General features: G+C 33.9%; 12 protein-coding genes. 9 read left to right on the top strand and 3 right to left on the bottom strand.

The window, feature by feature from the left end; genetic code table 11:
- Window positions 1–53: 53 nt before the first annotated feature.
- The gene (locus ACRASX_RS15375; protein WP_432221860.1) at window positions 54–1,250 is read right to left on the bottom strand and encodes a serine hydrolase domain-containing protein; all 1,197 of its coding nucleotides are present in this window, start codon (window positions 1,248–1,250) and stop codon (window positions 54–56) included.
- A gap of 226 nt (window positions 1,251–1,476) precedes the next feature.
- Here ACRASX_RS15375 and ACRASX_RS15370 point away from each other — a divergent pair, with 226 nt between their 5' ends.
- The 5 genes from ACRASX_RS15370 to ACRASX_RS15350 all read left to right on the top strand — a co-directional run bounded on the left by ACRASX_RS15370 (window position 1,477) and on the right by ACRASX_RS15350 (window position 8,944).
- Window positions 1,477–2,673, top strand: a complete 1,197-nt coding sequence (locus ACRASX_RS15370) for an NAD(P)-dependent oxidoreductase (protein ID WP_432221859.1) — start codon at window positions 1,477–1,479, stop codon at window positions 2,671–2,673.
- Between the two features lie 145 nt (window positions 2,674–2,818).
- A complete protein-coding gene (locus tag ACRASX_RS15365; protein WP_432221858.1) occupies window positions 2,819–3,256 on the top strand; it encodes a response regulator in 438 nt (145 codons plus the stop codon).
- A 12-nt stretch (window positions 3,257–3,268) separates the two neighbouring features.
- A complete protein-coding gene (locus ACRASX_RS15360) occupies window positions 3,269–7,237 on the top strand; it encodes a PAS domain S-box protein (protein ID WP_432221857.1) in 3,969 nt (1,322 codons plus the stop codon).
- Window positions 7,238–7,363: 126 nt separating this feature from the next.
- Window positions 7,364–8,497, top strand: a complete 1,134-nt coding sequence (gene bshA / locus ACRASX_RS15355; RefSeq protein ID WP_066306358.1) for an N-acetyl-alpha-D-glucosaminyl L-malate synthase BshA — start codon at window positions 7,364–7,366, stop codon at window positions 8,495–8,497.
- Window positions 8,498–8,515: 18 nt separating this feature from the next.
- Window positions 8,516–8,944 carry a protease complex subunit PrcB family protein gene (locus tag ACRASX_RS15350; protein WP_432221856.1) on the top strand — a complete coding sequence of 143 codons (429 nt, stop codon included), beginning with the start codon at window positions 8,516–8,518 and terminating at the stop codon, window positions 8,942–8,944.
- On the opposite strand, the gene ACRASX_RS15345 is transcribed toward ACRASX_RS15350, so the two are convergent.
- Together ACRASX_RS15345 and ACRASX_RS15340 are read right to left on the bottom strand one after the other, a co-directional pair.
- On the bottom strand, window positions 8,937–10,709 hold the full coding sequence (locus ACRASX_RS15345) for a MutS-related protein (RefSeq protein WP_432221855.1): 1,773 nt from the start codon (window positions 10,707–10,709) through the stop codon (window positions 8,937–8,939). The genes ACRASX_RS15350 and ACRASX_RS15345 overlap by 8 nt on opposite strands.
- 115 nt (window positions 10,710–10,824) lie before the next feature.
- Window positions 10,825–11,658: a universal stress protein gene (locus ACRASX_RS15340; RefSeq protein ID WP_432221854.1), complete on the bottom strand. Its 834-nt coding sequence runs from the start codon at window positions 11,656–11,658 to the stop codon at window positions 10,825–10,827.
- Window positions 11,659–11,870: 212 nt separating this feature from the next.
- Here ACRASX_RS15340 and mnmE point away from each other — a divergent pair, with 212 nt between their 5' ends.
- The 4 genes from mnmE (at window position 11,871) to ACRASX_RS15320 (ending at window position 15,765) form a co-directional block, all read left to right on the top strand.
- Window positions 11,871–13,271, top strand: coding sequence for a tRNA uridine-5-carboxymethylaminomethyl(34) synthesis GTPase MnmE (mnmE, locus tag ACRASX_RS15335; RefSeq protein WP_432221853.1), 1,401 nt, complete (start codon window positions 11,871–11,873; stop codon window positions 13,269–13,271).
- A gap of 315 nt (window positions 13,272–13,586) precedes the next feature.
- Entirely contained in the window at window positions 13,587–14,156 is a 570-nt protein-coding gene (locus ACRASX_RS15330) for a helix-turn-helix domain-containing protein (RefSeq protein WP_066306339.1), read from the top strand.
- Window positions 14,149–15,291 carry a site-specific integrase gene (locus ACRASX_RS15325; RefSeq protein WP_066306335.1) on the top strand — a complete coding sequence of 381 codons (1,143 nt, stop codon included), beginning with the start codon at window positions 14,149–14,151 and terminating at the stop codon, window positions 15,289–15,291. The genes ACRASX_RS15330 and ACRASX_RS15325 overlap by 8 nt, the downstream gene beginning before the upstream one ends.
- A gap of 339 nt (window positions 15,292–15,630) precedes the next feature.
- Window positions 15,631–15,765, top strand: coding sequence for a hypothetical protein (locus ACRASX_RS15320; RefSeq protein WP_255357067.1), 135 nt, complete (start codon window positions 15,631–15,633; stop codon window positions 15,763–15,765).
- The last annotated feature ends 1,281 nt before the right edge of the window (window positions 15,766–17,046 follow it).

The raw sequence follows: 17,046 nt of genomic DNA, 5'->3' as shown, positions 1-17,046 counted from the left end.
CAAACTTACAATTTTTTAATCAATCTTATTGCAAACAGCATTCCAATTTTTAATTAATCTTCATCCTTGATATTAAAAGGATAATCTCCAAAAATGGGAGATAATTTTCTAACGGCATACGTCTTTCTAGTAAATTTATTAGAGAGTGATATAATAGTCACATTTTCTTTTTGCAAAGTAACGTAAGACGATGTATTGCCGTGCCACCAACCGTTATGGAAATAAAAATTCTGACCCGAAAACCAATTGATCATTCTAATTCCCAGACCGTAATTTTTCTCACCGCGATGTTCGTTACTATATCCTACATAAATTTCTTTCAGTAACTCGGGCTTTAAGAAATCGGCAGCATAACGTGCTCTATCAAATTTAAGTAAATCGCGAGGTGTAGAATAAATATTTTTATCTCCGTAAACGGTATCAAGATAATCCCAACCGATTTGCGTATTATTTCCGCGATACGAAGGAACTGCTGTTTTTCGATCTTTTTCATAATCAAATACGAAAGTGTTTTTCATTCCCAGAGGTTTAAAAATCATTTCCTGCATGGCTACAGGATAAGAAAGTCCGGTAACTTTTTCGATAATTAAAGCCAACATCGCATAATTGGTATTGCAATACATAAAGCGTGTATCAGTTTTATATTCTAGCGTAATACCTTTTGTGGCCATTAGGTCTAAAATATCGGCGTTAGTCAATTGATTTTTACGATCCCAAATCTTTTTGTCGCGGTCTGTAAAATACGAGTAATTGCGTAAACCACTGCGGTGATTCAGTAAAGATCGTACAGTAACTTCAGGATACGGAAATGTTTTTAGAATAGTGTTTACCTTCTGGTCCAATTCAATTTTATTTGCATCAACTAATTTTAGTACTGCAGAAGCGGTTATAACTTTACTTACCGATGCAATATGTAAAGGGGTGTCTTTTGTAATATCCGTTTTTTTACTTCTATCGGCGTAGCCATCGTACTTTTCGAAAATGATTTCTCCGTTTCGAGCGACCAAAAAGCCACCGTTCATACTATTGTTCGGCCACGTTTTCTCGTAAAAGTGATTGATTCTGGGTTTCACAGAAGCAACGTAAATAGCACTGAGCTTTTTTTCATGAAAGAAGGGCTTCATTTTAGCAAGCGTATCTTCAACAACTACAATTGCTGTTTTTTCTTTCTGTTTATCTTTTCCGCAAGAGCTTAAAACTAGAAGAAGGAAAAGTATTTGTGGTATATTTGTATTTTTAAGGAAGGTCATGTTTTTTGATGCTAAAGTTGGCAAATATATCAAAATGTATGGTTTTTAAAATTTGCGAAATTGTAAAATAGATAGTGTTTTAACAATTTAATTGATTTTCTATTTGAAACTGCAACGATTTGCTGCAATCACTGATTTTTTTCTTAAAATAACAACAAAAAATTAACTCAATTTGTTATATTTTTAACAAAACAAAACGAATAAGTCGCAAAATAAAAAAGGTATTATGAAATTTGGTATTATAAAAGAAAGAAAAAACCCACCTGATCGTAGAGTTGTTTTTGCTCCGGACGAATTAGCAAAAATCAAACAACAATTTACAACAGCGGAATTTGTTGTAGAAAGTTCAGACATTCGCATTTTTCCAGACGTAGACTATACAAATATGGGCGTTTCAGTGACTGATGATCTTAGTGACTGTGATGTTTTGATTGGAGTGAAAGAAGTGCCAATTGCGAACTTAGTTCCAAATAAATCTTATTTTTTCTTTTCTCATACTATAAAAAAACAACCGTACAATAGAGATCTTTTGCGCTCGATATTAGAAAAAAACATCACCTTATACGATCACGAAACTATTGTAGATGCTAATAACCGCAGACTAATTGGTTTTGGTAGATACGCTGGAATGGTTGGTATTTATAACGGAATTCGTGCCTTCGGACTTAAATTTGAACTGTTTAAACTGCCTAAAGCTGAGACATTAGATGGAAGGGAAGGATTGCTAAAACAACTCAAACGCATCACTTTGCCGCCTATCAAGTTTGTCGTTACGGGTACCGGAAAAGTGGGTGGCGGTGTTAAAGAAATTTTAGATGCTATAAAAGTCAAAGAAGTAAGTAAAGAAAATTACTTGACTAAAAAATATGCGCAGCCTGTTTATGTACAGCTGGATGTCTTAGATTACAATGTCCGTAAAGATGGTCAACAGTTAGCCTATACTGATTTTTATAAAAACCCCACCGAATACGAATCTAGTTTTGATACTTTTACTAAGGTCTCTGATATTTTTGTTGCCGCTCATTTTTATGCAGCCGAAGCTCCAATAATTTTGACACGAGAGATGTTGCAAGCAATTGATAACAATATTCGTGTGATTGCCGATATTTCATGTGACATCAATGGACCAATCGCAGCAACGTTGCGTTCTTCGACAATTGCAGAGCCATTATATGGTTATTTAGCTAGCGAAAACAAAGAAGTCGATGTTTTTCATCCTGCAGCAATTGTGGTTATGGCTGTAGATAATCTACCATGTGAAATTCCGAAAGATGCTAGTTTTGGGTTTGGAGAGCAATTTTTAGAACACGTTTTGCCTGCTTTTTTTAATAATGATAAAGACGGGATTTTAGCGAGAGCTAAAGTGACAGATAACGGAAAATTAACCAAGAGATTTGAGTATTTGCAGGATTTTGTAAGCTAATATTTATTAAAAATTAGTAATAAGCAGCTATCTGTTAATCTATATTTTTGAAGATATTTTTTCTTATTTTTGAGAAGATTTTATTTTATAAATTACCTGTAGCTTTTTAGTTTTCTCTTAATACTATTTCCTCAAACAACAAAAAATGATACACCAACTTTTGCTTGCAGATGATGACATGGACGACTGCCTATTTTTTCAAGAAGCACTCGAAGATTTGCGTCTTTCAACTAATTTAACAACTGTAAGTGACGGTGTTCAATTAATGGAACTATTAACTGCTGAGGGAACACAATTGCCCGATGCATTGTTTTTAGATTTAAATATGCCTCGCAAATCTGGTTTTGAGTGTTTGGCAGAAATAAAAGAAAACGAAGCTTTAAAAGAAATTCCTATTGTTATATTTTCAACTTCATTGGATAAAGATGTCGTCAATAAATTGTATGACAAAGGTGCGAACTACTACGTTCGTAAGCCAGGGGATTTTAATATTTTACAAAAAGTCATTCACGAAGCAATTATTCGACTGAAAAAAAATAAAATGCAACAACCGGACCTTGCCGACTTTATCATTGAATCTTAAAATTATTGACTTGTGATTACTTCAAACGATCAACATTATTTCTTGAATGGCGGCGGCGAAATGGGCGAGTTAATTCGCGCTAAAGACTGGACTAAAACACCTTTAGGTAGTCCTGAAAACTGGCCAAATAGTTTAAAAACTATGGTCTCGGTTTTATTAAACAATCCTTTCGGAATGTACATTGCGTGGGGAAAAGAGTACACTCAGATTTATAACGATGCCTATATTCCGATTTTAGGAAAAGTAAACCATACTCGTATATTAGGAAATAGTACCCGAGACTCTTTCGCAGAAATCTGGGAAAGTGTTGCGTCAAATTTTGACCAGGCAATGATGGGAAATCCAGGAATTCTCCCCGACTTTCTTGTTGTCCTTGATGGGAATGAATCTACTAAAAACTCATATTTTGATTTTGCCTACAGTCCAATTCTTTTAGAAAATGGAGAAGTGGGTGGCGTTTTAGTTAATGCCATCGAAACTACTACAAAAAAAGTAGCGCAAGATAATTTAATCGAAAGTGAAGAGCGTTTTAAGGCAATGGCAGATAATATTCCAAATCTTGCTTGGATGGCGAACGCCGATGGTGCAGTATATTGGTACAACAAACAATGGTACGAATATACAGGCACCACTTTTGAAGACATGCAAGGTTGGGGTTGGCAATCGGTTTATAAGCAAGATGCGCTGTTTACTGTTGTAGACGAATGGAAGAGGTCCTTAGAATTAGGGGTTCCCTTCGAGATGAGTTATCCAATTAGACGCGCGGACGGTATGTACCGTCAATTTTTAACAAGAGCACTTCCTGTAAAAAATGAGGACGGAAATATAAGTACTTGGTTTGGAACTAATACAGATATTACAGAACAAAAAGTAGCGGAAGAAGCGCTGCTGGAAAGCAAAAACGAAATAGAATTTGTTATCGAAGCCGCTAAATTAGGAACTTTCGACTATAATCCGATCACAGATAAATTTTCTGCCAACAGCCGTTTAAAAAAATGGTTCGGACTTTCTGCCGATGAAGAAATTAATTTAAACGTAGCAACAAACGTAATTGTCGATGAGGATCGCGCCAAAGTAGTACATGCAATTACGAAATCTCTGGACTATTCTTCGGGCGGAAATTATGAAATGACTTATAATATCATTAATCCCGTTTCAAAGAAAGAAATCACCTTACATGCCAAAGGAAAAGCATTGTTTAATGCAGACAAGCAAGCTTTTAAGTTAAATGGAACGGTTGAAGACATAACAGCACAAACTATTTCGCGTAAAAAATTAGAGCAAAGTGAACGCAGCCTAAAGCTAATGATTTTGCAAGCGCCAATTGCTATATCGATTATGCGTGGTACAGATTATACAGTAGAGATTGCCAATAAAAATGCCTTAGAACTGTGGAATAGAACAGAAGAACAAGTGCTCAATAAGTCTATTTTTGCCGTACTGCCGGAGTTAAAATCGCAAGGTGTAAGAGAACTTTTGGATGATGTATGCGCAACTGGAAATAGTTTTTCTACTACTGAGCTTCCAGTGGAACTGATGCGTTTTGGTCAATTAGAAACAGTTTACGTGAATTTTTCATACGAAGCACTTTTTGATCTGCAAGGCAATATTAACGGCGTTATGAGTATTGGATTTGATGTAACTGCACAAGTTTTGGCTCGACAAGAAATAGAAAAAAGTGAGCAAAGTATACGTAGTTTGGTCGAGAGTGCACCATTTCCAATAGGGGTTTACACGGGTAAAGAAATGCGAATCACCTTAGCCAATCAAGCAATTATAGATGCTTGGGGAAAACAAGGCGATGTAATAGGGAAGTTGTATACCGAAATCTTACCAGAACTTGAAAATCAAAATATTTACAAACAAATTGAAGGTGTTTTTGAATCAGGAATAGCATTTCATGCCAAAAATCAAAAAGTAGAGATAGAAATAAACGGTATTTTAAAAGCGTTTTATTTTAATTATAGTTTTACGCCGCTAAGAGATTCTACTGGAAATATATACGGTGTAATGAATACCGCGGCCGAAGTGACCGCACTGCATGAAGCCAAACAAAAAATTGAAGAAAGTGAAAAACGTTTCCGCGATGCTGTGCAACAAGCACCAACGGCTATGGTTATTTTTAGAGGAAAAGACAATGTTGTAGATATGGTGAATACTCCGTATTTAGAATTAGTAGATAAAACTGAAGAAGAATTTTTAGGCAAACCATTATTTGAATCCTTACCAGAAGTAGAGGAGGTAATTAAGCCAATTATCGACGGTATTTATGAAACAGAAAATGCATATTATGGATATGAGTTTCCCGTTACCTTAGTGCGCTATGGCAAAAAAGAAATCACCTATTTTAACTTTGTCTATCATCCATTAAAAGAAGGAAATGTTGTTACAGGTATTATGGTCGTAGCGACAGAAGTTACGTCCAATGTTGTGGCAAAAAAATCTTTAAAAGAAAATGAGCAAAGGCTAAGTATTATTATTGAGGCTAGTGAGCTAGGCGTTTGGGAATTGGATTTACTAACCTATGAAACAACAATTTCAGATCAAGCACTCGAAGTTTTAGGATTGGCAAATGAAAAATTTGAGAGCCATGAGCAATTGATGAGTAAGATGCATCCCGATGATTTAGGCATCCGAAAAGCTGCTTTTGAAAAAGCCTTGCAAACCAGTATTTTACATTATGAAATTAGAACTATTGTAGACGACGTAATACATTGGATTGAAGCCAAAGGAAAAGTTTTTTACGACGCAGACAAAAAACCGATTCGTATGCTTGGAACCTTACGTGATGTGAGCGACGAAAAAAATATTCAGTCGCAATTAGTCGAGCGAGAGCAAAAATTTAGATTATTAGCAGACTCGATGCCACAATTCGTGTGGACTGCAAATCCTGAAGGAAAATTAAACTATTTCAACCAGTCGGTTTTTGATTTTTCGGGAATATCGAGAGAAGAAATAACCGAAAAAGGATGGTTGCAAATTGTCCATTTTGATGAAAGAGAAGAAAACACCATCAAGTGGATGGAATCGATTTCTACCGAAAAAGACTTTCTTATCGAACACCGTTTTCGTAAAAATGACGGCACGTATCGTTGGCAGTTAAGCCGAGCGATTCCGCAACGCGATCCCGATGGTAAAATTACGATGTGGGTAGGAACGAGTACAGATATTCAGGATCAAAAAATGTTTACAAATGAGTTAGAAAAACAAGTTTTGGAACGCACAAAAGAGCTGAATCAAAAGAATGATGATCTTGAAAAAATGAACAGGGAGTTGCAGTCTTTTGCTTATATTTCGAGTCATGATTTACAGGAACCTTTGCGTAAAATTCAAACCTTTGCTACACAAATCAATCAAAGAGAGGCAGAGAATTTATCAGATAATGGAAAGGATAAATTCAGAAGAATGCAAAATGCAGCCAATAGAATGCAAATGCTGATACAAGATTTATTAGCGTATTCAAGAACAAGTGTGCAAGAGCGTATCTTCGAAAAAGCAACACTTTCAGAAATTATTGAAGAAGTAAAGGAAGATTTAGAGCAAGATTCATTAGATAAAAATACAACTATAACAGTAGTTACAGATTGTTCTCTTGAAGTGATTCCGTTTCAATTCAGACAATTACTTTTTAACTTAATTAGTAATTCTTTAAAATTTACTAGAGAAGGTACGATTCCCAAAATTGTAATTGAATGCAACTTTGCATTAGGTTCTGATTTGCCAAATGATAAATTGAATAAGAATAAGGAGTATTGCCATATAAGTATTCAAGACAATGGAATTGGTTTTGAAGAAGAGTACAATGAAAAAATATTCGAAGTCTTTCAGCGTTTGCACGGAAAGGAAAAGTTTAACGGTACAGGAATCGGATTAGCAATTGTTAAAAAAATTGTAGACAATCACAACGGAGTAATTACGGCCACAGGTGTGCTGAATGAAGGAGCTACTTTTGATATTTATTTGCCAGTTTCAATTGTATAACAATTATTTTAAACCGAAAAAAGCATCGTCTCAGCACTTGGGTAATTGATCATCATGTAATATTTAACGTTATTTAACGAATGATTGCGTCATTTTTAATTAATTTCGTAATTCTAAAAATGATAGATGAAAATAGCAATAGTTTGTTACCCAACATTTGGAGGAAGTGGTGTTGTTGCAACCGAATTAGGATTGGAACTGGCACGAAGAGGACATGAAATTCACTTTATAACGTACAGCCAACCAGTTCGTTTGGCTTTATTAAATCCAAATGTGCATTATCACGAAGTAAACGTTCCTGAGTATCCTTTGTTTCATTATCAGCCATACGAATTGGCTTTATCGAGCAAATTGGTTGACATGGTAAAACTTTATAAGATCGAAGTATTGCATGTTCACTATGCCATTCCTCACGCTTACGCGGGTTATATGGCTAAACAAATGCTAAAAAACGAAGGAATTTATATTCCGATGATTACTACTTTGCACGGTACAGACATTACATTGGTAGGAAATCATCCTTTTTACAAGCCTGCTGTCACATTTAGCATTAATAAATCAGATTATGTTACCTCTGTGTCAGAAAGCTTAAAAGCCGACACACTGAAGCTCTTTAAAATCAAAAATAAAATTAAGGTGATTCCAAATTTTATTGAGATTGCTAAAATCAGAAAAGATCCTGATGCACCTTGTCACCGTTACGTAATGGCGCATGAAAATGAGCGTATTATTACCCACATTAGTAACTTTCGAAAAGTAAAGAGAATTCCAGATATTGTCAAGATTTTTTATAAAATTCAACAAGAAATTCCAGCCAAATTGATGATGGTTGGTGACGGACCTGAAAAGGAAGTTGCCGAACAGATGTGTCATGAATTGGGGATACACGACAAAGTTATTTTCTTTGGAAATAGCAATGAAATTGATAAAATCTTGTGTTTTACTGATTTGTTTTTATTACCTTCAGAAACAGAAAGTTTTGGTTTAGCGGCTCTTGAAGCAATGTCGATGGGCGTTCCTGTCATTTCTAGTAATTCTGGTGGTTTACCTGAAGTGAATCATGACGGGGTTTCTGGGTTTTTAAGCGATGTGGGTAATGTAGACGAGATGGCAGAAAATGCGCTACGAATTTTAAGAGATGAGGAAGTTTTAAAGGAATTTAAACGAAATGCATTTGAAGTGGCTAAGAAGTTTGACATTCATAATATTCTTCCGAAATATGAAGCCTTGTATGAAAAAGCCATAAACGATTATAAATAAGTTCTAATTTTGTTTGTTATGAAAAAATCAATTTTGCTTTTGCTACTTGTGGGACTTAGTTCTTGCACTGCTACTAAAGAAGTAAGCGCTGAAACTGGTAAGTTGTATGAAGTATTGACACAACAATCAAATGGTGGTGGAAACATTCAATTTTATGAAATATTATCAGAACCACGTGAAATTAGAATGTTGATGAACGACGAGTTGCTGAAAGATAAAATCGATGAAAAAGATATTGTAAAATCAAATTTCGTTGTTTTAAATATGGGCGAAAGAAATACGGGCGGTTACAGCATAACCGTTGTCAACGCCGAAGAAACTGCAACTAGCATAATACTAACAGTAAAAGAAAGTACACCACCTACAGATGCAATGGTCACACAAAATATTACCTACCCATACACTGTTGTGAAAATTAATTCTAAAAAAGAAATTAGTATTAAATAACGCCCATTTTCTGCATTAAGAAAGTAGCACTTTTGTTTCGGCAAATGCCGCTGCGCAGTTTGTAATCAAAATACAAGTCATCGTTTACAATTTCGACCTCAAAACATTCATTTTTCAGTGTATTTGGATAGTCATTCGTCGTTAAGCAAACTTCAATATCGTGGGTTGCGATGGCGCCAATTGCTTTTTTAGCAATTACTTTCTTGACTACTTCAATTGTTCCATCTCGCTTGTCATCAGAGTTGGTTCCTCTTAAGATTTCATCTAATAAAACAAATGCAGGCTGCTGTTCTAACGCATCCATAATTTGCTTCAAACGTTTTATTTCTGCAAAAAAGTACGACTCGCTATCGGACAATGAATCAGACAATCGCATCGAAACGAGAATTGGTAACGGATGAATTGTTGCTTGCGTGGCACAAACAGCAGCACCAATGCCTCCTAAAACCATATTGACACCCAAACTTCTCAAAAACGTACTTTTTCCAGACATATTTGAGCCAGTCAAAATTACAAACGACTGCGGGTGAAAAGAAACCGCATTGCCGACGCGCGTTTCCGGATTTAGTAGCGGGTGACTCAACTCTGAGAAATCAATTTTGTAATCTGTATTTAAAGTAGGGAAAGCAAAATCGGGATTGTTGTAACTGTTATTGGCCAAACTGTTCAAAGCTTCAAATTCGCCCACCACTTCCAGCCAGTCTGCCAACACTTCATGGTGCTCTTTTTTCCATTTAAGTAACGCTTTCAACACATGCAGATTGAACAAAACTGTACCGTTAAAAAATATGGCGGTTACAAAATTGTTAATCGAATCCATTTTAGAAAACAACTCTGATAACTTCTTTAAATGGAGACTTGCGGTCGTGTTTTTATATTTTAATTTCTCCTGTAATTCAAGCAATTTAGGAGATTGAAAACTTTCTTTTTCTATTTTTTGAACCAACAAACTGTATTGATTGATAATCGCATCGATCGCTGAGGTTTGAGAGATTTCAGCCTGAATTTGCTTCATGTACCGACCTAAAATGATCATATTTAAAATAAATACATAGGTAACATAGGATAGCAAAACCAAATTTGAGGTAATAAAATAAGCCACAATAAAACCGATAAATAAAGCTGGTACTGCAAACATCAAAAATGTCATCCATTTTGAAAAAGTAAAACTATCGCGCTTGTTCCAACGCAATAAAACCTCATATTGTGATTTTGAATCTTGACCTACTTTGGCCAAAGCCAAAAATTCTTGACGCCAATCTATTTTAGTTGCCAATTCCTGAATCGCTTTTTGATTGGCCAGAATTGCCGAATTCGACTGTACTTTTAAAAGCAAATTTGCCAAAGTCGTTTTTCCAATATGCGTAGCCGTGCGGTTCAGACTTTGAAACAAAGATTGTTCACCAAAAATGTCCAAGTCGTAAGCGTAAGGATGCTGGAAATCGATAAATTCTACGCCGTTTTCAAAAGGAAGTTTTTCTCTATTTAAAAAATCAATCTCATTTTGATTGATACTGACTAACGCCGTTAGAATTTTTTTCTGAAAAGACAATTTAGCATGGATTTTCATCAGAATAAAAAAACCAATAAAAAAAGAAATAGCAGCAATACTATACATAGAATCGCTGCTATCTAAGTAAAAGTAGCCCATTACAAGAAAGGCAAGAATACTCAAAGTTCTTAAAATACTAATCGTATTGTACTTTTTATTGCAAGTATGAAGCTGTGAACCGTAGTCCGTAATTTTATTTTTGTAAATCGTCATGACTGAAACTGATAGGCAGAATTAAAAAACTTTTTATTCCTACAAATATAACTTTCAATCCTTGATAACCCGCACAAATAAACAGAATTTTTAAGCTTTTATTTTAAAGATAAGATCAATGTTCGTGCATGATCAAAATCGGAATTTGAACTTCTTTGACGATTTTTTTAGAAAAACTAGGGTTCATTATCGATTCAAAAAAGTTGCGCTTGTAAGCAATAACGGCCAACACGTCAATTTCTTTATAAAGCACAAAATCCAGTACGGTTTCTTTAACATCATCGTTTGGAATAATAGAAAAAACAACAGGTTCATCGCTAAACTCCATCGCCCATTCTTTTATGGTTTCATCCTTTACATCAGAATCATTTGTTTTCACATACAAACATTTGACCTGCGCTTTCAGTTGTTTTGCAATTTTAAGCACTTTGATCAACTCATTTTTGTCCTTGTCTCTAAATCTTGTGGTAAAACCAATAATTTCTATTTTCTGGTGGCGCACTTCAGCAGGAATACACAAAACGGGCACATTTACTGCCGAGATAATCGATTCTGTATTGGATCCGATAAAGAAAGTCGTCCAATCTGACACGCCCGAAGTGCCCATTACAACAAAGTCGATATGCTCTTCTTCGATTGCTTTTTTAATATTGTAAATTAAATTACCATCCATCAAACGGTGCTTAATTTGGATGTTTTCTAAGTTCTGCTCTTTGGCAATCGCCCTAAGTTTTGGCACCTCATCTTTGAACATATTGAACTGCGACAATTCAATCGAGTTGTAAATTGCACCATAATTTTCTGGAAAAAACTGGCTGTCATAAACTGGCAATTCAAAGGTATGCAGCAATAATAATTCAGCATTGATATGATTGGCAAATTCTAAAGCATGCACAAAAGCATTTTGCGCAGTATCAGAAAAATCAGTAGGGAAAAGGATCTTTTTCATAGGAGTAAAACTTAACGTTGTTACCAAATATACATCATTTTTGTAGGTTTTTAAATGATAATTATTAGATTTTTTCTAATTTAAGGAGAATTGTAAAGCCAAATTGAGATTTGCCTTATTGCTCAAAAAAAGAAGATTTTCAGCAGCATTTTTTTCTTCACGGGCATAAATCTAAACTAGAACAATCGGTCAAAATTTTATACCTTTGCTGCATGATAAATCAAGATTCTATTGTAGCCTTAGCAACGCCTTCGGGCGCTGGAGCAATTGCTATTATTCGTATTTCAGGGCACGATGCCATTACTATAGGAAACGATGTTTTTAAATCGATTAGAAACAAAGATTTAACCAAACAAAAATCGCACACGCTGCATTTGGGCCACATTGTAGATGGCCATAAAACCTTAGATGAAGTTTTGGTTTCTGTTTTCAAAGGACCAAATTCGTATTCAGGCGAAGATACAATCGAGATTTCTTGTCACGGTTCTACTTATATTCAGCAACAAATTATTCAGTTATTGCTTCGCAAAGGCTGCCGAATGGCCGATGCGGGTGAGTTTACTTTACGCGCCTTTTTGAACGGTAAATTAGACTTATCTCAAGCCGAAGCCGTTGCCGACTTAATTTCGTCAGACAATGAGGCATCGCATCAAATTGCCATGCAGCAAATGCGCGGTGGTTTCTCTAATGAAATTGCGAAATTACGCGAGGAATTGCTCAATTTTGCTTCTTTAATCGAACTCGAATTGGACTTTGCGGAAGAAGATGTAGAATTTGCAGACAGAACGCAATTCTGGGAATTGTTGAACCGAATCGAATTTGTTTTAAAAAGATTAATTGATTCATTTGCCGTTGGAAACGTCATTAAAAACGGAATTCCAGTCGCCATCGTTGGTGAGCCCAATGTGGGAAAATCAACTTTGTTAAACGCACTTTTAAACGAAGAACGCGCCATTGTTTCGCATATCGCAGGAACCACGCGCGACACCATCGAAGACGAATTGGTGATTGGCGGAATTGGTTTTCGCTTTATTGACACGGCCGGAATTCGCGAAACCCAAGACCATATCGAAAGTATCGGAATCAAAAAAACCTTCGAAAAAATTGAGCAAGCGCAAGTAGTTTTGTATTTGTTTGAAAGTTTAAAATTTAAAGTTCAAAGTTCAGAATATATCATAGAAATTGAGAAGATAAAAAATCAATTTCCACTAAAACCCTTGGTCGTAATTATCAATAAAATCGAATTATTGACAGCAGCCGAAGTGGCCGAAATTAAAAAGCAATTGCTGCCTTTAAATGTAATTTTGGAAACCATTTCAGCCAAAGAAAAAATCGGAATCGACGCGCTCAAAAACACCTTGCTATCTTTTGTCAATACCGGAGCGTTGCGCAACAACGAAACCATCGTCACCAACACCCGTCATTACGACTCGTTACTCAAAGCACTAAACGAAATTCAGAATGTAAAATACGGTCTCGAAACCAACATTTCTAGCGACTTAATTGCCTTAGACATCCGCGAAGCTTTGTATCAATTTGGCTTGATTACCGGCCAAGTTTCTAACGATGAACTGTTAGGTAATATATTTGCTAATTTTTGTATCGGCAAATAAATAGCACAAAGTACTACAAAGTATCTATAAGTTAAAGAGATAAAATGTTGACAATTAACATTTTATCTCTTTTTTTTGTGATTTGCAATTTTCGATTTTTCGTGTTAATTGGATTATATTTGTACCTTATTTGTACCTTATTTTTAAAAGAGTAATTAAAATTTTTAAATGGACACATTATGGCACGTCTAGTCACAGGCAGACACATTTGGACATGTTGAGGCGTTAATTCGCAATGCAAACTATACTTGAATGAAACATAGATAATAGTATTAAAATAAATATTGATAGTAGGACACATAAATATATTTAATTATGAGTTCCAACATTAAAATCACCAGAATTTGTCAATTTTGTAATATTGAGTTTACCGCTAAAACGACCAAAACAAAATATTGTTCGCTAAAATGCGGCAGTAAAAATTATAAAATAGCGACGCGAAAGAAGAAAATTAACATTAGCAATGAAGAAACAAACAAAATGCGTTATGGAGATGTAGAATTACTTAAGAAGCTTGAATTTCTGAGCATAAAAGATACTTGCGAATTATTTGGTATAAGCAAAAGGACTCTATATAGAATTATTGAAAGAGGAGAATTAGATGTAGCCAAACTTGGAAGTAGAACTATAATAAGAAGGTGTGATATGGATAATTTCTTTGCTCTTCCTCAAACAAGTAAAATAATAAATGAGGTTACGCAAAAGTTTCCTGGAATTGAAAAATGTTATACAATTACTGAGGCTCAAAAATCCTTTAATATTAGCCCTAGTGCTCTATATTTAATAATTCAGCGACAAGGTATAATGAAATATAATTTGGGGAAATTTACATATGTTGCAAAACATGATCTTGATTTAATTTTTAATTCCGTTAGCAATGAGTAAAAGTATAGTAACATTGAGAAAAAAAAATATTTCAAATGGTCGCTTGTCATTGTATCTTGATTTTTATCCAGCTATATGGGATCATAAAAGCAATGCTTTGAGCAGAAGAGAGTTTCTAAAATTATACATATTTCAAAAGCCCGAAAATCAATTTCAAAAGCGATCAAATTTAGAAAATTTGCGTATAGCTGAGCTTATAATGGCTAGGAGACAAAATGAATTAAGTAAAGCAGAAATATACAATACATTTGAAAAGGAGCAGCTAACCCTACAAGCTATTGGTCGCGAGTCATTTTTAAAATATTTTAAAGTTTTAGGTGAAAAAAAAATAGGAAATAATCTTGGCATTTGGAAGTGTGCAATAATTCATTTTGAAAAATTTTTACAAGGCGATGATCTTTGTTTTGGTGATGTAACGGTTTCTCTTATTGAGGACTACAAAGAGTACTTATTGAATGCAAAAAGTTTAAGAGAAACTGGCAGTAGTTTATCAAGAAATACAGCGTTGTCGTATTATAATAAGATTAAAGCAACTTTAAAAAAAGCATATAAAGAAGATAAGTTAAAAATAGATATTAATTCTCGAATTGGAATCATTAAAGAACAGGAGTCTCAACGTAATTTTCTTACTTTGGAGGAAGCCAAAAAATTATTTTCAACTCCTTGTCCCAAAAACATAGTGCTTCAAATCTCTATGTTTTCTGTTTTAACTGGTTTAAGATATTCAGATATTGCTAAATTAAAATGGAGTGAAGTAGAATATATTGAAAGTGATGGTTATTATATACGATTTAGGCAAAAGAAAACTGACGGAGCAGTAACATTTCCTATATCGGAAGAAGCTTTTAGAATTCTTGGCAGAAGAGGACAAGATTTTCAAAAAATTTTTGAAGGTTTAAAGAAGTGGGATGTAGATAGAACTTTGCCAATATGGCTTGCTAGTTCTGGAATAAACAAACACATTACTTTTCATTGTTTTAGGCATACTTACGCAACTTTGCAATTATCACTTGGCACTGATATTTTTACAATATCTAAGATGCTTGGTCATAAAAATGTTAAAACTACTCAGATATACGTCAAAGTACTGGATCAGAAAAAAAGAGATGCTAGTGATCGAATTTCGTTGGATTAGAATCTATGTGTAAACCTTAATTAATGTCAAATTACATGTAATTATAATATTAAAACATTTTAAGTTTAATTTATTTATTATTAGAGTGGCATGTCGAACATAACTTTTCATACATAAGTCTAGCACAAGGGTGTTTATTTTCATTTATACTGCAAAACTATGTACCAATTTGGGTGCGATTGCATGCTAGATTATAGGCTTGGATTGATTTAATAATGATGATGAGATCAATGAGTGTGGAGAAGAAAATTCAGCTTAAGCAAATTTAAGTAGAACAATCGATCGATTCTAGAACAAGTAAAAAGATCGATTACTATAGCATTAGCAACAACACCAGGAATGAAAAGAATGCGTTTTAGAATAGGAGATTCTTGGTATGATTTGCCAAGCGCTTGTGTAGTAAATGTTTTTAAAATAGCATTTGATTTCTTCAATAATTCAACTGATGCAAATTCTGTAAAAAGTATTACCTGAAAAAAGAACTACTTTACAAAATGCAAAAGATGTTACAATTAATACTGAGAGTAACTTGAATTTGTTTTCGAATCTTCTTCAAGATGCGTTATATGTAGGAAGTGGAGAAGTGATCAAATCAATTATAATAAATAGCATGGCCGAAGCAAATTTCCATTTTCATTTTTAATATTAAAAATGAGCAGTCTATAGAGATAAATACAAAGGAAATATCAGTTCGAATTTAACTGGTTAAAATAGGGGACAATAAATGTAAAATTACAAACGAGAATTTATTAAAAATTAAAAAGAAAACTTTTTTGAGTTGGTTTTCCTCTATTGTACTACTACACGCACTAGAGGATTTTTTATTGTACTATATCACGCAGCGCGTTTATCATAAATTTTATCTTAGATAGTTGAACATAAGTAATTTCACCCAACGGGTTAATTTATAATAGAATTCGTCAACAAGTATCATTGCGAGGAAATACACCTGCAGAAACTTTTCAGGAAAATCTATGGTATTAAATTCATAAAAAATACATTTTCAAGAACAACAGGCTATTAGAATATCATCAAACCAACAGAATAGATGTATAAGCTGTAATTGATATCAGAAAAATAAAAATCTTAAAGACTTTTAAATGGCGTATTAGGTTTTTATAACTTTGAAAAACCTCATGTTTCATCTTGTATAATATTAATTTTACGCTGGTCCTTATATGGAACCGTCTATTGTAAAAGAATCTTGAAGGAAGCAGTGCTGCACTTATACCAAGCTTATCCGTTTTGTAAATTAATCCGTCAATTATTGACCTATTACGCCAAGTATGAATTTAGAAACTTTAATAAGAACATAGCTTAGAATTAAATTTTAAAGATTGCTATATTTTTTAAATTCTGGAAGATCTTTTATTTTTAATAGACGGCTAAATTTAAAAAAAAAACTAATTAAGCAAAACCTTTTGACAGTTGTGCAATAATAATTTTGCAAAATAGCCACTTCAAAATTTATGTAGGGTAAATTGATTTCTGATTGAAAGCGATTAAAGTAAAATCAAAATTTCACTTCGAGATCGGTTATGAAATTGATGTGTATGATTAAAAATCTCTAGTAAATGTTCTCTTTTCTTCTTAATAAAAACTGTTAAAATTACTATTTTGTTCACTCTCCATACATATTATTTTTCTTATTTAATTTTTAATTAATGTATTTAAACTGGTTTATAAGTACTTAAGCTTGTTTTTTTACATCATACTTGTTAACTTTGCTTTTTTTAAATGTTAAATTTTTAACAT

Source organism: Flavobacterium sp. TMP13 (genome assembly GCF_050847115.1).
Classification (GTDB): Bacteria; Bacteroidota; Bacteroidia; order Flavobacteriales; family Flavobacteriaceae; genus Flavobacterium.
Note: the sequence above shows the minus strand (reverse complement) of the source record. Positions and strands in the feature narration are given on the sequence as shown.